A 21,713-nucleotide genomic window follows, 5' to 3' on the forward strand; every position below is an offset into this window, starting at 1 on the left:
GAGGCAAAAGGAATGACTTCAGATGTTAAAAGCAAAATATCCGAGATGATTGATGGAAAACGCGTCATTGTGAAAAAACCAGAACTCCTTGCGCCTGCTGGTAATCTTGAAAAATTAAAGATTGCTGTTCGCTACGGGGCAGATGCAGTATTCATTGGCGGTCAGGAATATGGACTGCGTTCAAATGCCGATAATTTTACTTTTGCTGAAATGAAAGAAGGAGTAGAATTCGCAAAAAATTATGGGGCAAAAATTTATGTTACGACAAATATTTTTGCTCATAACGAAAATATTGAGGGGTTAGAAGATTATATTTTGGGGTTAAAAGAAGCGGGGATTCACGGAATTATTGTTGCTGACCCGTTAATTATCGAAACCTGCCGTCGTCTTGCCCCAGAGATTGAAGTCCATTTAAGTACTCAGCAGTCATTGTCCAACTGGAAGGCAATTCAATTTTGGAAAGAGGAAGGCCTTGAACGAGTTGTATTAGCTCGTGAAACAAGCGCTGAAGAAATTAAGGAGATGAAGGAGAAGGTGGATATTGAAATTGAAACCTTCATTCATGGTGCCATGTGTATCGCCTACTCCGGACGTTGTACGTTAAGTAACCATATGACAGCGCGGGATTCTAACCGTGGTGGCTGTTGCCAGTCATGCCGTTGGGATTATGATTTATATGAGCAAAATGGTGAATCAGAAACGTCATTGTTTGCAGAAAATGATGCTCCGTTTGCGATGAGCCCTAAAGATCTTAATTTAATTCAATCGATTCCAAAAATGATAGAATTAGGTATCGATAGCTTAAAAATTGAAGGTCGGATGAAGTCAATCCACTACATCGCTACAGTTGTTAGTGTCTATCGTAAGGTTATCGATACTTATTGTGCTGATCCTGAACATTTTGAAATTAAACAGGAATGGCTAGATGAATTAGATAAATGTGCAAATCGTGATACGGCTTCTGCATTTTTTGAAGGAGTTCCAGGGTATAAAGAGCAAATGTTTGGAAACCATAGCAAGAAGACGACTTACGAATTTGCCGGTTTAGTATTGGATTATAATCCTGAGACACTAATGGTGACGCTGCAGCAACGGAACCATTTTAGACCAGGAGATGAAGTAGAATTTTTTGGTCCAGAAATCGATAACTTTACGTTTGTTATTGATAAGGTTTGGGATGAGGATGGAAATGAGCTAGATGCTGCTCGTCACCCACTCCAAATTGTAAAATTTAAAATGGACCGACCTGTGTTCCCTAACAACATGATGCGAAAGGAGAACTAACCTAATGGCTCCGAAACCTGTTGTTATAGGTGTCGCCGGTGGTTCCGGATCAGGTAAGACAAGCGTTACAAAAGCAATTTATCGCAAATTCACAGGACATTCGATATTGATTCTTGAACAGGATTATTATTATAAAGATCAAAGCCATTTGCCGTTTGAGCAGCGTTTAAAAACGAATTATGATCATCCATTGGCATTTGATAATGATTTATTGATTGACCATATTCAACGTCTCTTGCAGTACCAACCCATTAATAAACCTGTATATGATTATTCGATTCACACTCGCTCTGATGAAGTCATAAAAGTAGAGCCGAAGGATGTTATTATTTTAGAAGGAATATTAGTCCTTGAAGATGAGCGTCTTCGTGATTTAATGGATATCAAATTATTTGTTGATACGGATGCGGATTTAAGAATTATTCGCAGACTACGGAGGGATATTAAGGACAGAGGTCGGACAATGGATTCAGTTATTGATCAATATGTGAACGTTGTTAGACCGATGCATAATCAATTTATTGAGCCAACGAAGCGGTATGCTGATATTATCATTCCGGAAGGCGGACATAATCACGTTGCTATTGATTTGATGGTCACAAAAATACAAACAATTCTTGAACAAAAATCATTTTTATGAAACAATAGCATAGATAATAAAAAAGTATAAAATTAGGCGCGCCCTACATAGGACGCGCTCCTATGTATTTATTTGATTCTACATACTATTTATCCACAATTTCATTGGGGGATTGTGACGACTAGAAGGAGTGAATGTCTTTGGCTACAGAAAAAGTATTCCCGATGACACAGGCTGGGAAAGAAAAATTAGAACATGAATTAGAACAATTAAAAACCGTTAAACGTAAAGAAGTCGTTGAACGGATTAAAATTGCCAGAAGCTTTGGTGACCTATCTGAGAACTCAGAGTATGATTCTGCAAAAGAAGAGCAAGCATTTGTTGAAGGTCGGATTACGACTCTTGAAAATATGATCCGTAACGCGAAAATTATTGGTGAAGACGAAATGCGAAGTGATGAGGTTGCTTTAGGGCGCTCAGTAACATTCGTTGAATTACCAGATGGTGATGAAGAAACTTATGCGATCGTTGGTAGTGCGGAAGCTGATCCGTTTGAAGGTAAAATTTCAAACGACTCACCAATTGCTAGAAGTTTAATGGGTAAAAAGGTTGGCGACGAAGTATCCGTTCAAACTCCTGGTGGAGAAATGAGCGTCAGAATCGTTTCAATTAAATAGTTATAATTGTTTGAAAAAGCAACACCTCGTCAACACTTATGACGAGGTGTTTTTTATGTTGAAAAAGAAACGAATATTGGTCTGGGGTATTTCCAGCTTTATATGTGTTGTATTGTTAATGGGCAGATTAGTGCAAATTCAATTAGTTGATACGAAAAGCTTCTCCAAACATCAAGTTAATATTTTGGAAGCGAGTGTTAAGCAGCGTTCACAAGAGGTGGTATTAGATAGCGGTAGGGGAAATTTCCTCGACCGTACGGGTAAGCCATTAATCTATGATCAACTATCGGTATTAATCTTGTTTCCTTTCCTAAATAAGATCGATTGGGACGCTGAAAAGGTCGCGAAGATTATTGGCGTAAATAAGCAAGACCTTTTGAAAACAATCAGCAATTCTGATAAGCCGTTTGCTTTTGGAGATCCCAACCCGCTCCGATTAACTCATTCTCAAATGAAGAAAATAAATGATCTGAAAATTCCTGGTGTATTTGCGGTAGAACGGAAATATTTGTTGGCAAAAACACCTGCCGAACAGCTAATTGGCATAACCAAACAAAATAATCAAGAGCTTGCGAAGCGTTACCCTGATAAGGAGTACCCGGGGAAAACCTTAATTGGAATTTCAGGCCTTGAAAAGAGCTTTGATGAGTTTCTAATAGCTGAAGGGGAGTCAAAGCTTGTTTACCATGTTGATGGTGATGGTGCTCCGTTATTCGGGGTAGATGTAAAATACGTAGACGCGGCAAATTCATATTATCCTGTCAACATAAAAACGACAATTGATAAAAAATTGCAAACGGTAGCCGAAAACCTTGTTGATACTCAGGGTATAAAAAAAGGGGGTCTTGTTCTCCTTGATGTGAAAACGAATAATGTGTTGGCGATGGTTTCACGCCCGAGCATAAATCCTAAGGATCCGTATGCTGGAGGTGGAATTGAAAACCTGATGGTTAAACAGCAAATCATGGGATCCGTTTTCAAGACTGTCATCGCAGCAGCAGCAATTGATTATAATTTGAACACACCGACTCGGAACTTTAATTGTAGCCGAAAGATTAATGGGGAACCGGATTTAAAGTATAATCACGGCATGCTCAATTTTACAGATAGCTTTGCCCGTAGTTGTAATGCAACCTTTGGTCAAATTGCTAATGAATTAAAGGACATAGATCCTAATATTATTGAAGCTTACGCAGCAAAACTTGGAATTGTTGGACAGGTTGGTTGGCAAGGCTCTGTATTTCATCTTAATCAATTTGCGCAACTGCCAGATGAAGAAAAGGGACGCGTATTTCTTAGTGAAGATGCAAAAAAAGATAAAAATTTTGTTGCAATGACAGGGATTGGGCAGCATGAGGTTAGAGCAACCCCGCTAGCAGTAGCCAATATGATGGCGACGATTGCCAGAGGTGGAAAAAAGGAAATGGTGCGGGTCGCCTCCAAAATTGAATACCAAAATGGAACAACGATGTTTGATTTCTCCGAATCAGGAGTAAAGGGAGAAACGATTGCACCGTATACAGCAATGAAGTTGCAAGAGCTACTACGTGAAGTTGTGACAAACGATCATGGAACCGGGCGCTGGTTTAAGGATCTTCCATATGCAGTCGCAGGAAAATCAGGGACAGCAGAAACTGGAAAATATGAAAACGAAAAGCAACTTCATAATAAATGGTTCGCTGGCTATTTTCCATATGATAATCCGAAATATGCGTTAGTAGCAGTGAATTTGGACGTTCCTGAAGATCAAGGTGGAGTCAATCAGCTTTTTGCTGATATGGTATCAGAGCTATACAAAATCGATACACCGCAAAATGAACAGTAATAAACTCCTTCAAGTTTTGCTAAAGGCATGATAAAATATATAGCGAACTTGTCAAAGGAGGCTTATCTTTTGAAAAGCAATTTTAATCAATCACGAGATGGTATTCGTTCTGAAATGCGTTCTAAACGTAGAAAGACGAATATGATCTTAAATGGCTTAATTGTCCTCGTGCTGCTATTAATCATTATTGTTTCAGTATCGATTTTTTCTAAAGACGATGAAGCAAAAAAACAACAGGATTCACAAGCGATTGAAACGAAGACTACTAATGATGTAGCTGGTAAGCAAGCCAATCAAACTCAGAATTCAACAAGTCAAGACAAAAAGACAAAGACAACAACAAAGAACAACACCAAAAATAATGAAGTCGCCGATGACAATAATGACAAGGAGGACAACACCGCAATTGAAACTGAAGGCGGTGGTGACAATGTGCAAAAGACAATCATTAATCCAAAATGGGAAGCGGTTGGCACATCACAAACAGGTCCAAATTCGTCACAATCGGTGGATTGGGATGAGCGTGTCAAAGCGCTTGCCTATGCAATCGGTGCCGATCAAAGTAATATGACCGTTTGGTATTTAAGCTTTGATGGCGGTTCAGACAAGTCGATTGGAACTGTAACAGAAAAGGGAAAACCCGAGGCCTACCGTGTGTACCTTGAATGGCAGAATGGCGATGGTTGGAAGCCAGTAAAGGTTGAGGAATTAATTGAAAATGACAAAGTTCAACAATAATTAATGTAATCGTGGCTGCTTCTATTTCAGAAGGAGCCCTTTTTGTTTTATACTACATAAGTACGCTAAAATGGTAGTTGCGGCTAACAAAGATACATAACTTACGAAAAGAGGTAAAAGCATGAAGGTTGCCATCATCGGAGCAATGGAAGAAGAAGTAAGCTTACTTAGAAAAAATATTGAAAATCAGCAGGTTGAAACAATAGCACACTGTGAATTTACAACAGGAATCATGGATGGGGTCGAAGTCATCTTGCTTCGCTCAGGAATTGGGAAAGTTAACGCAGCCATGTCAACAACGATCCTTTTGCAAAAATTTGCTCCAGATTACATAATTAATACAGGGTCAGCCGGTGGATTTGATCCGAACTTGAATGTTGGTGATGTTGTTATTTCATCTGAAGCTCGTCATCATGACGTCGACGTCACTGTATTTGGCTATGAGTACGGTCAAGTTCCTCGCTTACCGGCTGCTTTTACGGCTACTGACAAGCTTGTAGTGATTGCAGAGCAAAGCGCTAAGGAAATCGAGGGAATTCAAGTGGTTACGGGAGTGATTGCGACGGGAGATACCTTTATGAATGATCCTGAGCGGGTAGAATTTGTACGCTCTAAATTTTCCAATCTCCAAGCCGTAGAAATGGAAGCGGCAGCAATTGCACAGGTTGCTCATCAGTTCGATGTACCATTCGTGATTATCCGCTCTTTGTCTGACATTGCTGGAAAAGAGTCCAATGTCTCATTTGAACAATATTTGGATAAAGCAGCAGTCAATTCTGCAACACTCGTTATGAAAATCGTGACTGGATTAAAAAATAGCTAAACTACTGACCAGGGTTCTATACGGAGCCTTGGTTTTTTTATAGCAAAATCATGAGAGGTTATTGGTGACAGACTACCTGTGTGGAGGCCCAAATTGTCACCAATCCCCCGTATTGGTGACAGATTCTCTTTGTGGGAGGCCCAAATTGTTACCAATCCCCCTTATTGGTGACAGATTCTCTTTGTGAGAGGCCCAAATTGTCACCAATCCCCCTCATTGTGACAGATTCTCTTTGTAGGAGGCCCAAATTGTCACCAATCCCCCTACTTGGTGACAGATTCCCTGTGTGGAGGCCCAAATTGTCACCAATAGACGGATAAGAGTATGCTTAAACACAAATATTTTCAGTTTATAGGTTACAGTTCAGAGTGTAATTTATTTTTGATAAAAAACTACCGGACAGACACAATCTCACCTCTTAGCACATAGGAATTAGTTATAGGCTAAGGCCTAATCTCGCGGGGGGTGAATTCATGTCTGGAATACTGACAGCACTTGGTTACTTACTAAAAGAAATTGTCTTTTTAGTCTCATATGTAAAAAATAATGCATTTCCTCAGCCCTTGTCTGCTGCAGATGAACGAAAATACTTACGACTCATGGCAGATGGCGATCAGCATGCTCGTAATATGCTGATTGAGCATAATTTGCGACTAGTTGCCCATATAGTGAAAAAATTTGAAAATACTGGTGAGGATTCCGAGGATTTGATTTCGATAGGTACGATTGGGTTAATAAAAGCGATTGAGAGCTATTCAGAGGGAAAAGGAACGAAGCTTGCAACCTATGCGGCGCGTTGCATAGAGAATGAAATTGTAAAGTCAATAGTGTTGCGTATCACTTCGAAACAATCATTTCAAAAATATTTCCTCTTAACGTCACAATAACCGTTTTCACACAACACATTTATTTGTGAAGCAACCACGAAATTGAAAACGGGAGGGACGACACCAATGAGTAAAAAAGGTTATATCTCCGCAAGTAAATTTCATTCCGAATTCATAAGAAGCGACGCAACCGACCGACTAATTGCTAATTGCTATAACGCAATTAAAGAAAAAATTAGAAGGGAACGACGGAACAATGATTGCACTATACGCACGGGTATCAACAGAAGAACAAGCTAAAAGCGGATATTCACTTCAAGACCAAATTCGCCAATGCCGTGAAAAGGCGGGCAAAAATGCGGAATGTATTGAATACGTGGACGACGGCTATTCGGGGGGATTCCTTGAACGTCCGGCACTTTCAAAATTACGGAATGACCTTCGGGAAGGACTAATTGACAAAGTTATCGTCTATGACCCCGACCGTTTATCACGGAAACTTGCGAATCAATTGATTGTTACGGAAGAAATCGAAAAACGAGCAAAATTAATCTTCGTCAATTCAGAATACAAGAATACACCCGAAGGAATTTTGTTCTATCAAATGCGTGGGGCATTCTCGGAATTCGAAAAGGCGAAAATCAAAGAACGTATGACCAACGGAAGACGTGCAAAGGCTCGAAAGAACAAAGTCGTCAAAGACGTCAAAGTTTATGGATACAAGTTCAACAAGGAATCGCAAGAACTTGAAATATATGAACCCGAAGCAAAGATTGTTCGATTGATTTTCGAACTATTTACCGACCCACGGGGGCGGGTACAGGGTATAAATGGAATCGCCCACTATTTGACCGACAAAGGAATTCCGACCAAAAAACGAAAAGGCGTTTGGCATAGGCAAGTAGTCCGCCAGATTCTTATGAATGAAACCTACACGGGTGTATTCTATCACAACAAATGGAATACGGAAGGAATGCTTGTCAACAAATACAAGGATTCAGACGACGAAAAGGTTTCAATGACCTTACGACCTAAAGAAGAATGGATTCCCGTCGAAGTTCCAGTGATTATCGAAAAGGAAACATTCAAGTTTGCCCAAAAGTTGTTGAAGGAATCCCGACGTCGTTGGGCTGGTACTTCAAAGAACAAATATCTTCTTTCGGGATTGGTTCGTTGCGGCGATTGTGGCAATACCATGACGGGGCGACGGGCGAAGAATTGGGGAACTTATGTCTTTGAATATTCCGACGTCAAGAATACCGCAGGGGCGAAGCATAAGGGTTGTGGAAATCGGGTAAAATGCGAAGACCTTGACGCTTATGTATGGAATCATTTTGTCAATGTCATTACAACCGAAGGGGAATCGGCATATTCCGAAGTTGCGGCAACAACCGAATCCCAGGATTCAATTTCATTCGAAGAATCGGAATTGCAACGCATTGAATCGGAACTCGTTCGCATTAAATCGGGGCGGAAACGTCTTCTCGACTTTTTGACGAACAATGCCGATATTGTGGACGAAGAAGATATTCGCAACCAATTGAAAGAGTTAAAAGAAAAAGAAGATCACTTGTTGAAGTTGAAGGAAGAAACCGCTGCATTGATTGAAGAACGGAAAAATAACGAAGTCAACGACGAAATTCGGGCAAAGGCGGTTGAACGATATTTTGAAAACGAAAATCCCGAATCTATGTCGATTGAAGAAAAACAAGAATTACTTCGAATGTTATATCGGGAAATTCGTGTATATTCAAACGGAAAAATTGACTTCATTTCATTGTAGGACGTTCCAAGGGCGGAGCGTCTTTTCTTTCGAACAAAAAACCACATTTCGACGGTTCAAAATGAAGTAAGCACTCCTTTAATTAAATTAGGAGTACCACTTCAAAGTAAAGTTCATTTTTTATGGGAGTAACCTACTCCTTTTTAGTTGGCATTTGTCAGCCGCCTTCAATACAGGTAACGGAGGAACTTCCAACAGCTGTATTTAATTCAGCAAGAAGTCCCAAAAGAATCTCAGAATCAACATTACTTTCTAATGCTTTATCTGTTATTGGTACATTAAATTTCGCAAAAATAGGTATCGTAATTTCCCAGACGTCAATTATTGCTTTTGGAGACATATTTGATTGTATGACCATATTAACCCCCCATTTCTGTTATTTACTACATTCAATCATCTAGCGTTTCAATTATTGGGCATTCGTATATAGCTTTATTGTCGGGGCAACATTCCTCTAACTTTAGCAGCATTTGTTCAATTCTTTTTAAATCCCCAATTTTCGCTCGTACTTCCGCAATTTTATCGACAACAAAGCTATACATATCAAGGCATCGTTCATCATCTTTATCTACAACCCCAAGTAATTTAGAAATCTCGCTTAAAGTAAATCCTAGTTCTTGAAACCTCTTGATAAATTTTATACGCTTAACACTTTCCTCCGTAAACATCCTATAACCAGCATTGGTTCGAGGAGTATTTTTAAGCAAACCTACTCTTTCGTAATATCTTACTGTTTCTTTATTGATACCGCAATTTTTAGCAAGCTCACCAATCCCATACATAATATCACCCCATACAAATTATAAAGCCTGTACCATAGTACAGTGTAAAGAAAATTTTAATATTTTTCATTACTAGCTACCGTTAGTTGAAGAAGAATTGACTTTTACCACACTGGATTTCATTTCATATTTTTGTAATATCATAACAAGATACTCGCCTACGTTTGGTCATTCACTTTTGAAGGACGTTCCCTGACGTGTAGTGACCCGATATTTCAAAATTGTTGTGTATATTCTGAATGCGTCTTCTTCCGCCGAAATGCCCCCCCCGTCCCCCCGTGGGTGGGGTCGAATATTTCGTCCGTTTCTTCGTTTACTTGCGTGTGTGTTGCGATTGAATCATTCCGAATGGTTATTCATGAATTAAATGTCGTTCACCATAAGGCTATGTACGGTCTTGCAATGAAATAGCAAGCGATGTATAAACATACGGAAGACAACCCGTCATTACAATTACTATCTTATGGACAAACCTATTGCTATTCGTCATATAATAGGCAATATAGGACGAATTGAAATATACAAGACCGCACGAACCCGTATTCTTTCGTTGGTGATTCGTCGTGTTTGATTCGTTGGGATATCCGATTCGTCGTCTTTGGAGTTTCGAACAATTATATCGAAGTCAATTTCCGCTTATGTCCTATTGTACCGCAACAAAAACGCTGGAATCCCTTGCGACTGCAAACGTTGGGGCAATTCCTTTCGATGAAAAAAAAACGGACAAAACGGAACATATATTGCATGGAAAGCGAGGATTTCAAGAAACCGTTGAACGTGCAATAAACGTGCAATGATATAACGCCAATGTCACTTTTGGTATTCGTGTGACATAACGAAAGACCGTTTAATCCCTTACGCATCAACACTTTACCACAATAAAGAGACAAAGTGATATTTCTATAATCGGACATATAACGACAGGCTTGCGGGTGTTTTATGTAATAGGGAACGTATTCTTGTGCGTTCCCAAGTTCGACCTATGCGTGACCTTTCGATTTCAACCAATTCATTCGTATTTGTTCCAATCGCTTTAATTCCGCCTTGACCGCTTTGACGTATGCTGCACGGGCTTCTGATTCTGTTTCAAACGTCCCAATATGCTTTCCACAAACTCCAACCTGGTATTTACCGCTTGACGTCTTCGTAAATCCTTTTGCATGGTTCAATTTATATTTCAAACAATTCTCACGGTCGGTAACCACTTCAAGGTTTTCGTCCCGATTATCAAGAGTTTGTTCGTTTTTATGATTGACTTGAATTGACATTCCCGTTTCTTCGAAAAATCCGTTGTATTTGGCAAGTTCCTGACGCATGATGAATCTATGCAATTGTTCCTTTCTTCGAATTCCTTTCCCAACGGCGATATTTGCGTAAATTCCATTGTTCCCTAAGAAAGCGGCGACTTTTCCTTTCTGCAATACTTCCGACAATCTATGCTTCGAAATTAGTGTTTCCCGCCCGTCCTTCAAGAATATTGTGACACTTCGGTCGTCGTTGAACTTGAAGTCATTGAATCGGCGACAACCGTGCAAACCGTTCTTTCTCTTAATATAATTCAACAATTTGACCTCGTTTTCATTTATTGGTTCAAATCTAATATTTCCATCAGCTTCAACAAACATATTGATGACCTCCTATCCCAAGTTCGTTTTGGTGTGTTCATTTTGACCAATCAAAAAGACGCCCCGAAGGACGTCCTTACTTCTTTAATTCGATTGTTGTTAATTCTCCACTTTTTTCACGTTCCTTCTGCTGGCGGATCTGCTCGTCGTACATTCCAATTGCAATTAAACAAATTGGTGGAAGATTGTGTCCTTCATTAAGCAATTTACGCCAATACTCAATTTGCTCGACGTTATGCTTTTCATTTTTCTTAGCTTCCTCGACTATCTTCTTTGACTTCGGACTTTCCGCATAACCTTTCGCAATTTCTTCTAATGCTTTACGTTGTGAATATGCCATATTAATTCAACCCCCTTTTATATCTTTCAAGACGTTCCTTTGCCCGTTCCAATCCCTTAGGTCGTGCGATACGGACTTCGGTTGTAGATACGCCAACTTCTTTCGCAATATCTTCAAGCGACTTGCGTTCGCGTTTCATGCGAAGAATCATATCAAGCGTTTTAACTTCATATTCCGTCTGTTTCACTAACATTTCGAGTGCCGTCATTCCGATACACCACCAAAATGTTTTTCAATTATGACCAATGACCAAACTGCAATCAAGAAATGAATCATTGCAAGAACATTCATAATTACTTCACCCAAGCGGGAACACGACCGCTGGAATACGTTTTTTCTTGTGTTTCAGTCTTTAATCCAAGACAAAATTCTTCGGGAGTATAATCCTTTGGTGAATAGACTTTTCGTTCATTAATAGTTCGACCATACTTATCGGTAGGAATCCCTAAGTCAAACATTGTTTTGTTGTATTCTTGATTTACATTCCCGATTTCGTTCTTAATTTGACCAAGTTCCGCTAATTGCTTCAATAATTCATTTCTTGCAGCAATCACGGATTCAACCTTATTGTCATATCGGGATTGGATTTCCTTCAACCGTTTTTCACGGTGTTCTTTTGCGAACGGAACAAACTTTTCAACCGCTAATTTTTTGCGTACTGCATAGGCACGTTGAAGAAGTTCGGTTGTTTCGGCAAGTTCAGATTTCTTATCGTTCAACAATACCTTTGCTTGTTCAACGTCGGATTCAGAAACAATCCCTAAAAGTAATTGTTCGGTTGAATCTTCGATTGCTTGCGTTAATTCAATTACTTGATTCGTCAATTCGTCTTGCTTGTTTTCCAATTCTTGAATTTTAGACTTGACCGCTTCCAATTGTTGCTTTGACATAAATCAACTCCCCCCTTTTTACCGCAACACAATGTTGCGTTTGAATTTTCAATTTGATTTTTTCATTCACTTTCAAACCTACGCATGATTTTCAAATTGCGAATTGCTTCGATTTCTTCTGGCTTAACGTTGAATCGGTAAATGATTCGTTGTTTAAGTCGTTCGGAAATTGGCAATTTGTCAGATTCAATTAGCGAAATCATTTGTTGAGATACGCCAACTTCACGGGCAAAATCGCCTTGATTCAGTCCTAGATTCGTCCGCAATGCTTTGACAACAAATCCTTCCATACTTTCAACCTCCTTTTAAATTAGTAAAAAACAAGTTCTTGACCAAAAAGTAATGTCCCGCCAATAAGACGGGCAATCGCACTACTGCACGCTGCTTCGATAGGTCAAATCGAACTTGGGTCGGCAACCAATATTCAGTTGTAAAAAAGCGGATTCCCCCGTTAAAGAACCCGCTTCTAATTATCAATTGTTCTAAAACGTCCCTTGTAAGTTACAATTGGACTAAATTCGTAAAAAACAAGATACAATGTATAAAAAAATGCGACGGTCACGGTAAAAAGCTCGCAACCAATCGCATTTTCTCGGAGGAATAACCGATTGTATGTCAATGCCGCATACGGAAACGGTAAGGATTAATTTTATGTATTTTCGTTTAATCTTCTTTGACATCTATTACGTATTAACGTTTACTTCGTAATTTGCGACAATCTAATCGAATCTATATTGCGAATATCTTTGTCGTTATCTAATTAACTTTGTCACTTATGTTCCAAAGTTAAGCAAGCTTTGCTTGCACCGTTCTTGAGGAACTTGATTTTTAGTTCCGAAAGAATGGTTACTATCAAGCGAAGTATTGTATCGAAGTTTCGTTGAAACTAACGAAATACTAACGTTATCTAAGCGACTTCTACTTCGTAATTCAACCGCAAAATCCCTTGACAAGCGTCACAAATACGATTTAACACAAATTTAATATTTTTGTAACAATTTTGTAATATTTATTGGCATAACTTCGAAAAACTTGTCCTTGACTATGCACACATTTGACATTAGAATCGAAATTTTGATGCATTTAAGAGCTTTAAAGAAGACCAAAAAGGACGTTTCCTTACATGATCCAATTGGACAGGATAAAGAAGGCAATGAGATTAGTTTAATCGATGTATTGAAAAGTGAGTCGGAGGATGTAATCGATACAATCCAGCTAAATATGGAGCTTGAAAAAGTCAAAAAATACATTGATGTATTAGATGAACGTGAAAAAGAAGTCATCATTGGTCGATTTGGTCTTGATTTGCAAAAAGAAAAAACACAACGGGAAATCGCTAAGGAACTGGGAATTTCACGGAGCTATGTGTCGCGGATAGAAAAAAGGGCACTGATGAAAATGTTTCATGAATTTTATCGTGCTGAAAAAGAAAAACGGAAAAATGGGAACAGTTAACTCTTCCTTGCGTTGCAATCAAAAATTTTAAAAAACAGTTGCAAAGAATATTTTCACACTCTGAAATCCAAAATAATACAAAAAAACAGCACTTGAGCATCGTGCTGTTTTTTTGTGAAGTCATCATTCAGAATTATATTTTCTTAAGCTTAAACGGGCTAATCATTAACAGTGATAGCACAATCATAATAAAAATGAATCCTTGTGGCGGTACGTGTGGTATTGCCAGAAAGCTTAACGTGGCAAGACAACCTGCTGCAGTAATCGGTAATCCGGTAAAATACCCATTGTTTTCGGAAATATTGAACCGAGCTAAGCGAAATGCACCACAACCAATGAAGAAGACTGTGAAAAAAATTCCGGGTGCGCCAAATTCAAATAAAATTCCTTGATATAATAATAGTGCAGGGGCGACTCCAAATGATATAATATCACTCATGGAATCGAGTTGTTTTCCAAGTTCTGATTCTATCTGGAACTTTCTTGCGGCCATTCCGTCAAAGCGGTCTGCCAGGGCTGCTACAAAAATAAGTAGGAGACTGAGTCTTAAATTACCATTTAAGCCAACGATGATTGCATATCCACCTAGCCCTAAATTTGTAAGAGTTAAAACGTTTGCTGTTTGACTTTTTAACTTCTTGATGGTTTGATCAAATACTTCAAGTAAAAACAAATTTTCCTCACTCCTTAGAACGGAAGGGGTTAATAAACTTATATAATATTATTTAATTTTAAAACTTTTATGCATGTGAGTAAAGATTATTTACATATTTGGAGGTCAGTGCATGCTTAGCACATTGTACAGAATTTTAATTGAATTAACAAATGGTCGACTGACGTCAGGCTTGTTAAAACGATTTGCTACTTCACGCTTAAGTCGTTTTATTATACCTTCATTTGCTAAGGTCTATAATCTCAATCTGTTGGAAATGGAAAAAGAACTTCCTGAATTTTCCACATTACACGATTTATTTACAAGGAGATTGAAGCCGGATGCACGTATCCAAGATTCCTCAGTTAACACAGTAACCAGTCCTGTAGATGGAGTGTTAGAGGATTTTGGGATCATCAGTAAATCAAACGAAATTAAAGTAAAAGGAAAAATGTATTCAATTGGTGAAATGCTAGGAAGTGAAGCGGTTCTTAACAAATATTTAGAAGGAAGCTACATGGTTATATATTTGAGTCCAACAAATTATCACCGGATTCATAGTCCAGTTAGTGGCGAAATTATCGAACAGTGGACACTCGGCAAAAAATCTTATCCAGTAAATAAGCTAGGGCTAAAATATGGACGCCGGCCACTTTCGAAAAACTATCGAAGAATTTCGGAAATCAAGCATGAAAACGGACATATCGCTGTTGTAAAAGTGGGTGCAATGTTTGTTAATTCAATTGAAATGGTTCATGAGGGTTCAAAAATTAATAAAGGCGATGAATTAGCTTATTTTACATTTGGTTCAACCGTTGTTTTATTGTTTGAAAAAAATACATTTACTTTGAGTCCAGAGCTAGCACCGCCAACTCCAGTGATTGTTGGTCAAAAATTGGGTGAAATAAAGATGAATGGTTTTGAAGAAAAAAAATAAGCCGTATGGCTTTAAGCGTATTACGAAGAAACTTTTATGTTGTGAATTAAAGATCTACGTTTAAGTTCCATTTCAATTAAGCGAATAAAATCTGGGTTTAGCTTAAGCTCCTTAGCTTTGTGATATGATTCAAGCAGTAGGTGATCTGATAGCTTTCTCATACAGCAACCTCCAAAATAATTATTAGGAATCATTTTTCATTCTTTGGCATATCATGGTAAGATGCTTTCTGTAACACTACTCTATCAAATAAAAAATGCAAGAACAACCGTTCTCTTGTCCACAATAGGTAGTGGATAACCTGTGATTAATATGTTTATAAATGTCTCGAAAGTGAAAAGGATAGACTTGATAGTGTGCATAAAGTTATCCACAGGATATCAAAAAGGGAGAAACTGTCGAAAACTTTTAAACGAAGATACCATAATAGGAATGAATTCGATTAATTTCTACATAAGAAAATGCATGATGAATGTACTAGGAATATGAGGTGTAACAATTGATAAAAAATTTCTTACCTGACCAACATGTGAAAAGTGTATTTGACATTTCCCCACAGCAGTTAAAATCACGTGGGATTAAAGCAATCATTACAGACTTGGACAATACACTGGTGGAATGGGATCGGCCCAATGCGACTCCAAAGCTCATTGAGTGGTTTAAAGATATGGAAAAAAATAATATTTTGATTACAATCGTTTCAAATAATAACGAAGAGCGAGTGAAGGCGTTTTCTGAGCCACATAAAATTCCTTATATTTTTCGAGCGAGGAAACCAATGGGACGAGCATTTCAAAAAGCATTAAGACAAATGAATGTGAGAAAGGAAGAGGTTGTTGTTATCGGGGACCAGCTTTTAACAGATGTTTTTGGTGGAAATCGAAGTGGTATCCACACGATACTGGTTGTTCCTGTAGCAAAAACTGATGGTTTTTTCACAAAATTTAATCGGCAAATGGAACGAGTGATCTTAAATTGGTTTAGAAAAAAAGGAATGATTCAATGGGAGGATTAAAGAGTGAGTGAAGAACAATTTGCGTGTATTGGCTGTGGTGTAAAAATTCAAACGGAGCATCCTGATGAATTAGGCTACGCGCCTCAATCAGCATTAGAAAAGGAAAGCATCATTTGTCAGCGCTGCTTTCGTCTGAAAAATTATAATGAAGTTCAAGATGTTCAGCTAACTGATGATGATTTTTTGAAAATCTTAAATGGCTTAGGAACAAAGGATGCTCTAATTGTTAAAATCGTTGATATCTTTGATTTTAATGGCAGTTGGCTGCCTGGTTTGCATCGCTTTGTCGGGAATAATAAAATTCTATTAATAGGTAATAAAGTCGATTTATTGCCGAAATCAGTTAAGCCAAATAAATTAATCCATTGGATGAAGCAAGAAGCGAGAGAGCTTGGGTTAAAGGCCGAGGATGTTCTCTTAGTCAGTGCGTCTAAAGGACAATTTATTCGCGAAGCAGTGGCAGCTATCGAGGATTATCGCAACGGAAAAGATGTATATGTAGTTGGGTGTACGAATGTCGGTAAATCAACTTTTATTAATCGCGTAATTAAGGAATTCTCTGGTGAAAAAGATGTGATTACCACTTCACATTTTCCAGGTACGACGCTTGATATTATTGAAATTCCATTATCTGATGGGAAAGCATTAATCGATACTCCTGGAATTATTAATCATCACCAGATGGCTCATTATGTGGACAAGCGTGATCTTAAATTCATCACACCAAAAAAGGAAATTAAGCCAAAGGTTTATCAGTTAAATGAAGGTCAAACCTTGTATTTCGGAGGCTTGGCAAGATTTGATTATATTAGTGGCGGTCGTCATTCATTTACTTGTTATTTATCAAACGAACTTTCGATTCATCGTACGAAACTTGAAAACGCTGACGAGCTTTATCAGAATCATGTTGGGGAATTATTAACACCACCGCGCCCTGAACAACTGGAACATTTTCCTGAGCTAGTTCGCCATGAATTTACGATTAAAGAAGCAAAAACTGATGTGGTTTTCTCAGGGCTTGGTTGGGTGACCATAAATGAGCCAGGTGTAAAAATAGCTGCTCATGTACCTAAAGGTGTCGAAGTGATGATCCGAAAATCATTAATCTAGATGAAGTGTGTTACAAAGGGGAGAGGAAAGTGAAAAAATTATTCGGGGTGATTGGCGACCCGATTGCTCATTCGATGTCGCCACTTATGCACAATGACCTATTTCAATTGTATCAGCTTGATGCTCATTATTTTCCGTTCCATGTTAAAAAGGAAAAATTGGCAGAAGCGATCAATGGATTAAAGGTGTTGGGAGTGAGCGGCTTTAATGTCACTGTACCTCATAAAGTTGAGATTATGTCACTCCTAGATGAAATCGATCCGTTAGCTAAAGCAATCGGTGCAGTCAATACAGTTGTTAATGTTGAGGGGAAACTTATTGGCTATAATACTGACGGAAATGGGTATGTTCGCGCGCTAACTCATTATGTTTCAGATTTAGAAGATAAACGGGTACTGATGATTGGAGCAGGCGGGGCAGCTCGAGCATTGTTTTTTTCCCTGGCTAAAGCAGGCGTTAGAAGAATGGATCTGGCCAACAGGACAGTTGAAAAAGCTCAAGCTCTTATCAACGAGTGCCCATATGAAATTGAGGCTAGTGCCTTGGAAATGAACGAAGCGGAGCTTTCCTTGGAAGAGTATGATATCATCATACAAACAACTTCTATTGGGATGTCACCAAAGGTGAATGAAGTTCCATTGAGTCCTGAAAGATTAAAAGCAGGAGCATTTGTAAGTGATATCATCTATAATCCGCTTGAGACTCGAATTTTGACCGAGGCAAAACAGCGTGGAGCACAGATTCAAAACGGTCTTGATATGTTTGTGTATCAAGGAGCACTTGCTTTTGAATTGTGGACAGGTATATTTCCTAATACGGAAAGAATGAAGCAAATTGTCGAAATGCAATTAGGAGGAAAATAATGTTAACTGGAAAACAAAAAAGGTTTTTACGCTCACAAGCACACCATCTCACCCCTATTTTTCAAGTAGGAAAGGGTGGAGTAAATGAAAATATGATTAAGCAAATATCGGAGGCTTTGGAGGTCCGGGAATTAATGAAAATCAGCATCCTTCAAAACTGTGAGGAAGATAAGGATGTAGTGGCAAATCAGCTTACAAAGGGCTGTCGAGCTGAGCTTGTTCAGGTGATTGGAAAAACGGTTGTCCTTTACAAAGAATCAAGAGAAAATAAACAAATCGTATTGCCATAGTATGGAGGAGGGCTGTTGTTGAATAAAATCGGCATACTAGGTGGAACCTTTGATCCTCCTCATAACGGTCATCTCCTGATCGCCAATGAAGTGCTTGAAGCACTTGAATTAGATGAAATATGGTTTTTACCAAATCAGGAACCGCCTCACAAGTCTAAATCCGGTGGAGCGAGTAATATAGACCGAATAAAGATGCTCGAACTTGCAACCTGCGGTCATCCTAAATTTAGAATTGAAAAACTCGAACTTGAACGATCTGGGCCATCATATACTTATGAGACGATGAAGCTTATGAACGAAATGTTCCCGGAGATTGATTTTTATTTTATTATCGGGGCAGATATGGTTGAATATTTATCTAAATGGTATAAAATTGATCAGTTGATTAATATTGTCAAGTTTGTCGGAGTAAATCGACCAGATTATGAAGAAATAACGGAATTTCCGATTATTAATGTAACGGTTCCTGAAATGGGAGTTTCGTCCAAATTAATTCGTGATCGGCTAAAGGAAAATAAAACGATTCGTTACTTGGTCCCAGAATCAGTACAAGAGTATATAGAGGAGAAAAAGCTTTATGAATCGTGAGACAGCTTTACAAATTGTAAAAGTTCAATTAACGGAGCATCGGTATCAGCATACGCTTGGCGTGATGGAAACTGCTGTTGAACTGGCAAAACTTTATGGGGCTGACGAGAAAAAAGCGGAATTGGCTGCGATTTTTCATGATTACGCCAAGTTTCGTCCAAAAGAAGAAATGCGGCAAATTATTGTCAAAGAGGGCATGAATCCGCTTCTTTTGGAATACAACAGCGAGCTATGGCATGCACCAGTTGGCGCATACTTGATTGAAAAAGAAGCTGGTATTACTGATCCGGATATATTAGACGCTGTTCGTTACCACACATCAGGCAGAACAGAAATGACACTCTTGGAAAAAGTAATCTATTTAGCAGACTATATTGAACCGGGGCGGCATTTTCCCGGTGTGGAAGAAGTTAGAGAATTGGCTAAAACAAGCCTAACAGATGCATTAATCGCTTCAATGAAAAACACAATTGTTTTTTTATTAAAAAAGAACCAACCTGTGTTTCCTGACACATTTGATACGTATAATCATCTCATTTTAACTAAGGAGAAATGATTTCATGACAGAAAGAACTTTATTACAAACAGTTGTTAAAGCAGCTGATGACAAACGTGCAGAAGATATTTTAGTACTAAATATGCAAGGGATTTCGATGATTGCTGATTACTTCGTCATTTGTCACGGTAATTCTGATAAGCAGGTTCAAGCAATTGCCAGAGAAATTAAAGAGAAAGTTGATGAATTACAATTCCCAGTGAAACGAACAGAAGGCTTTGATGAAGCGAAGTGGATCTTGGTGGATTTAGGCGACGTGGTCGTCCATATATTCCATCGAGACGAACGGAGCTATTATAAGCTTGAACGCTTGTGGGGAGATGCTCCAATCGAAAATGTACTAAGCGAGTTAAATCAATGACCTACAATGGCTTTGCCTATGTTTATGACGATTTAATGAAAGACACACCATATGATCAATGGGTTGAATTCGTCCTTCGGCAGACGAACAAATATCAAGTTCAGGCTAATAGGATTTTGGATTTAGCTTGTGGAACAGGTGAATTTTCAATTTGGTTAGCTGAAGCTGGTTATAATGTAACTGGAGTCGATCTTTCTTTAGATATGCTCGCGGTGGCCAACGCTAAGGCAAGTGAAAGAGGGCTACCGATTGCTTTTTATCAGCAGGATATGACGGAGCTTGAAGGATTCGAGCCCTTTGATGTTGTTACAATTTTCTGCGATTCGTTAAATTATTTGCAAACAAGTGAACAGGTTAAACGGACGTTTGAGCGGGTTGCTTTGCATTTGCAACCTGATGGAATATTCATGTTTGATGTCCATTCGCTGTTTAAGATGAATGATATTTTTCTAAGCGAGGGCCCCTTCGTATTGAATGAGGACGACATTTCATATATTTGGCAGTGTTTTCCTGGTGAAACGCCGAACAGCGTCGAGCATGAATTGAGTTTTTTTGTGCTTGATGGAAAGAGTGGCCATTATGAGCGTATTGATGAAATACATATGCAAAGAACTTATCCCTTTGAGCAATATGTTGAATGGTTAGAAGAGTCTGGATTTGAATTACTTAATATCGGGGCAGATTTCACTGATGAAACTCCCAAAGAAGATTCAGAACGGATTTTTTTCACTGCCAGAAAAAGATAAACAGAGAGGGGGACGATTGTCTCCCTCTCAAATTTTTTTTATAAGTTATGAAAAAGCGCAGGAATTTTAACAGCAATCAAGAATTTATACTAGGATATTGTTTTTTGACTATTTCAATATCCTCTCTGAATTTCGAATGAGTTGCATGGAATACATGTTCAAACACATCACCCAATTCTTCTTCTAAAACCTTAATTCCTTCACCGGTGATTCCACCTTTAACACATACCTTTTCTTGTAATGTCGGCAATGTATAATAGCCATTTTTTAAAAGTTCACCAAGACCAATTAACATTTCACTGGCTAAAATATTGGCGGTTGCTTCGTTTATTTCTGTCTCCTTTACTGCAGCCGTAATAAAACGCTGCGTTAAATAGCTGAAAAAGGCTGGGCCACAACTGACAATATCAGAAGCAACTCGGGTAACCTTTTCGTCAATTTCGATCGGTACTGATATTTTTCGGAACATGCGTTTTAGAGTTGACCGCCATTTTCCTGTGCATTGAGAACCAAAGGTAACCAAAGATACTCCTGCTTTAGCACGATTGGTGATGCTGGGAATAACTCGGGCAACTGAGCATGGAACGATTGCTTCAAGCTGATCAACACTTATCGGGCTTGTAATAGAAACCAGACATTTATCCTTTGAAATATAGGGTAATATATCTTGAATGACCTTGAAAATGTCATGTGGCTTCAGACATAAAAAGATTAGATCAGAGTTGTTTGCCACATCCTTATTCGTGGAAACAACAGAAATATCGTGATATTTATTTTTAAGCACCAATGCTTTTTTCATCGTTCTGTTTGTAATTGTTAAGGAAGATGGAGCGACCGCCGCTTGTTCTAGCATGGCTTCTGTTAAAATCCTCCCCATATTTCCGATGCCGATAACACCAATTTTCATGACTCTATCCTCCTTCATGAACAGGTTTCTCATATACCATATGAATAGATTTTCAAGAA

General features: G+C 38.6%; 27 protein-coding genes and 2 pseudogenes. 19 read left to right on the top strand and 10 right to left on the bottom strand.

The annotated features are described in order from the left end of the window. Positions 1–12 precede the first annotated feature (12 nt). The 8 genes and pseudogenes from HHO41_RS09910 (at position 13) to HHO41_RS09945 (ending at position 8,537) form a co-directional block, all read left to right on the top strand. Positions 13–1,284, top strand: coding sequence for a peptidase U32 family protein (locus HHO41_RS09910; RefSeq protein WP_169098031.1), 1,272 nt, complete (start codon positions 13–15; stop codon positions 1,282–1,284). Between the two features lie 4 nt (positions 1,285–1,288). Then, positions 1,289–1,924, top strand: a complete 636-nt coding sequence (gene udk, locus HHO41_RS09915) for a uridine kinase (RefSeq protein ID WP_169098033.1) — start codon at positions 1,289–1,291, stop codon at positions 1,922–1,924. Between the two features lie 140 nt (positions 1,925–2,064). Next, the gene (gene greA, locus HHO41_RS09920; RefSeq protein ID WP_169098035.1) at positions 2,065–2,541 is read left to right on the top strand and encodes a transcription elongation factor GreA; all 477 of its coding nucleotides are present in this window, start codon (positions 2,065–2,067) and stop codon (positions 2,539–2,541) included. Positions 2,542–2,596: 55 nt separating this feature from the next. Continuing rightward, on the top strand, positions 2,597–4,366 hold the full coding sequence (locus HHO41_RS09925) for a peptidoglycan D,D-transpeptidase FtsI family protein (RefSeq protein WP_248278414.1): 1,770 nt from the start codon (positions 2,597–2,599) through the stop codon (positions 4,364–4,366). A gap of 69 nt (positions 4,367–4,435) precedes the next feature. Beyond that, positions 4,436–5,104, top strand: coding sequence for a YrrS family protein (locus HHO41_RS09930; RefSeq protein ID WP_248278415.1), 669 nt, complete (start codon positions 4,436–4,438; stop codon positions 5,102–5,104). A 121-nt stretch (positions 5,105–5,225) separates the two neighbouring features. After that, positions 5,226–5,927, top strand: coding sequence for a 5'-methylthioadenosine/S-adenosylhomocysteine nucleosidase (mtnN, locus tag HHO41_RS09935; RefSeq protein WP_169098039.1), 702 nt, complete (start codon positions 5,226–5,228; stop codon positions 5,925–5,927). Positions 5,928–6,400: 473 nt separating this feature from the next. Beyond that, positions 6,401–6,775, top strand: a pseudogene (locus tag HHO41_RS09940) (sigma-70 family RNA polymerase sigma factor); the annotation flags it as partial. A 235-nt stretch (positions 6,776–7,010) separates the two neighbouring features. Beyond that, positions 7,011–8,537 carry a recombinase family protein gene (locus HHO41_RS09945; RefSeq protein ID WP_169098041.1) on the top strand — a complete coding sequence of 509 codons (1,527 nt, stop codon included), beginning with the start codon at positions 7,011–7,013 and terminating at the stop codon, positions 8,535–8,537. 157 nt (positions 8,538–8,694) lie between these two features. Here HHO41_RS09945 and HHO41_RS09950 read toward each other — a convergent pair whose 3' ends face one another. Both HHO41_RS09950 and merR read right to left on the bottom strand, forming a co-directional pair. After that, positions 8,695–8,895: a hypothetical protein gene (locus HHO41_RS09950; RefSeq protein ID WP_169098043.1), complete on the bottom strand. Its 201-nt coding sequence runs from the start codon at positions 8,893–8,895 to the stop codon at positions 8,695–8,697. 31 nt (positions 8,896–8,926) lie between these two features. After that, positions 8,927–9,322: an Hg(II)-responsive transcriptional regulator gene (merR, locus tag HHO41_RS09955; RefSeq protein WP_169098145.1), complete on the bottom strand. Its 396-nt coding sequence runs from the start codon at positions 9,320–9,322 to the stop codon at positions 8,927–8,929. A gap of 560 nt (positions 9,323–9,882) precedes the next feature. Here merR and HHO41_RS09960 point away from each other — a divergent pair. Then, positions 9,883–10,116 (top strand): hypothetical protein, encoded by a 234-nt coding sequence (locus HHO41_RS09960; protein ID WP_169098045.1) that lies wholly within the window; start codon positions 9,883–9,885, stop codon positions 10,114–10,116. Between the two features lie 183 nt (positions 10,117–10,299). Here HHO41_RS09960 and HHO41_RS09965 read toward each other — a convergent pair whose 3' ends face one another. From HHO41_RS09965 to HHO41_RS09985, 5 genes are all read right to left on the bottom strand, one after another. After that, positions 10,300–10,944 carry a hypothetical protein gene (locus HHO41_RS09965; RefSeq protein WP_169098047.1) on the bottom strand — a complete coding sequence of 215 codons (645 nt, stop codon included), beginning with the start codon at positions 10,942–10,944 and terminating at the stop codon, positions 10,300–10,302. A gap of 76 nt (positions 10,945–11,020) precedes the next feature. Further along, positions 11,021–11,284: a hypothetical protein gene (locus HHO41_RS09970; RefSeq protein WP_169098049.1), complete on the bottom strand. Its 264-nt coding sequence runs from the start codon at positions 11,282–11,284 to the stop codon at positions 11,021–11,023. Between the two features lies 1 nt (position 11,285). Further along, a complete protein-coding gene (locus tag HHO41_RS09975) occupies positions 11,286–11,492 on the bottom strand; it encodes a hypothetical protein (RefSeq protein WP_169098051.1) in 207 nt (68 codons plus the stop codon). Between the two features lie 85 nt (positions 11,493–11,577). Continuing rightward, entirely contained in the window at positions 11,578–12,174 is a 597-nt protein-coding gene (locus HHO41_RS09980) for a hypothetical protein (protein WP_169098053.1), read from the bottom strand. Positions 12,175–12,236: 62 nt separating this feature from the next. Further along, positions 12,237–12,464 (bottom strand): helix-turn-helix transcriptional regulator, encoded by a 228-nt coding sequence (locus HHO41_RS09985; protein WP_169098055.1) that lies wholly within the window; start codon positions 12,462–12,464, stop codon positions 12,237–12,239. A gap of 769 nt (positions 12,465–13,233) precedes the next feature. Here HHO41_RS09985 and HHO41_RS09990 point away from each other — a divergent pair. After that, positions 13,234–13,629: pseudogene (locus HHO41_RS09990) on the top strand (sigma-70 family RNA polymerase sigma factor); the annotation flags it as partial. Positions 13,630–13,762: 133 nt separating this feature from the next. Here HHO41_RS09990 and pssA read toward each other — a convergent pair. Next, positions 13,763–14,302, bottom strand: coding sequence for a CDP-diacylglycerol--serine O-phosphatidyltransferase (pssA, locus tag HHO41_RS09995; protein WP_169098057.1), 540 nt, complete (start codon positions 14,300–14,302; stop codon positions 13,763–13,765). Between the two features lie 112 nt (positions 14,303–14,414). Here pssA and HHO41_RS10000 point away from each other — a divergent pair, with 112 nt between their 5' ends. Next, entirely contained in the window at positions 14,415–15,218 is an 804-nt protein-coding gene (locus HHO41_RS10000; RefSeq protein ID WP_169098059.1) for a phosphatidylserine decarboxylase, read from the top strand. 20 nt (positions 15,219–15,238) lie between these two features. On the opposite strand, the gene HHO41_RS10005 is transcribed toward HHO41_RS10000, so the two are convergent. Continuing rightward, complete coding sequence (locus HHO41_RS10005) at positions 15,239–15,379, bottom strand: sporulation histidine kinase inhibitor Sda (protein ID WP_169098061.1); 141 nt, start codon at positions 15,377–15,379, stop codon at positions 15,239–15,241. 338 nt (positions 15,380–15,717) lie between these two features. Here HHO41_RS10005 and HHO41_RS10010 point away from each other — a divergent pair, with 338 nt between their 5' ends. Genes HHO41_RS10010 through HHO41_RS10045 form a run of 8 tightly spaced genes read left to right on the top strand, consistent with a single transcriptional unit; the run spans position 15,718 to position 20,747 of the window. Further along, entirely contained in the window at positions 15,718–16,233 is a 516-nt protein-coding gene (locus HHO41_RS10010; RefSeq protein ID WP_169098063.1) for a YqeG family HAD IIIA-type phosphatase, read from the top strand. A gap of 3 nt (positions 16,234–16,236) precedes the next feature. After that, positions 16,237–17,343, top strand: coding sequence for a ribosome biogenesis GTPase YqeH (gene yqeH / locus HHO41_RS10015; RefSeq protein ID WP_169098065.1), 1,107 nt, complete (start codon positions 16,237–16,239; stop codon positions 17,341–17,343). A gap of 29 nt (positions 17,344–17,372) precedes the next feature. Continuing rightward, positions 17,373–18,206: a shikimate dehydrogenase gene (gene aroE / locus HHO41_RS10020; protein ID WP_169098067.1), complete on the top strand. Its 834-nt coding sequence runs from the start codon at positions 17,373–17,375 to the stop codon at positions 18,204–18,206. Next, a complete protein-coding gene (yhbY, locus tag HHO41_RS10025; RefSeq protein ID WP_169098069.1) occupies positions 18,206–18,496 on the top strand; it encodes a ribosome assembly RNA-binding protein YhbY in 291 nt (96 codons plus the stop codon). Before aroE ends, yhbY begins: the two co-directional genes overlap by 1 nt. Before the next feature lie 18 nt (positions 18,497–18,514). After that, positions 18,515–19,084, top strand: a complete 570-nt coding sequence (locus HHO41_RS10030) for a nicotinate-nucleotide adenylyltransferase (protein WP_169098071.1) — start codon at positions 18,515–18,517, stop codon at positions 19,082–19,084. Beyond that, a complete protein-coding gene (gene yqeK / locus HHO41_RS10035) occupies positions 19,074–19,640 on the top strand; it encodes a bis(5'-nucleosyl)-tetraphosphatase (symmetrical) YqeK (protein ID WP_169098073.1) in 567 nt (188 codons plus the stop codon). Before HHO41_RS10030 ends, yqeK begins: the two co-directional genes overlap by 11 nt. A gap of 4 nt (positions 19,641–19,644) precedes the next feature. Continuing rightward, positions 19,645–20,001: a ribosome silencing factor gene (gene rsfS, locus HHO41_RS10040; protein ID WP_169098075.1), complete on the top strand. Its 357-nt coding sequence runs from the start codon at positions 19,645–19,647 to the stop codon at positions 19,999–20,001. Further along, positions 19,998–20,747 (top strand): class I SAM-dependent DNA methyltransferase, encoded by a 750-nt coding sequence (locus HHO41_RS10045; protein ID WP_169098077.1) that lies wholly within the window; start codon positions 19,998–20,000, stop codon positions 20,745–20,747. The genes rsfS and HHO41_RS10045 overlap by 4 nt, the downstream gene beginning before the upstream one ends. A gap of 76 nt (positions 20,748–20,823) precedes the next feature. On the opposite strand, the gene comER is transcribed toward HHO41_RS10045, so the two are convergent. Continuing rightward, positions 20,824–21,654 (bottom strand): late competence protein ComER, encoded by an 831-nt coding sequence (gene comER / locus HHO41_RS10050; RefSeq protein WP_169098079.1) that lies wholly within the window; start codon positions 21,652–21,654, stop codon positions 20,824–20,826. Positions 21,655–21,713 lie beyond the last annotated feature (59 nt).

It is taken from the genome of Bacillus sp. DNRA2 (genome assembly GCF_012843265.1).
GTDB lineage: Bacteria > Bacillota > Bacilli > Bacillales > Cytobacillaceae > Bacillus_BU.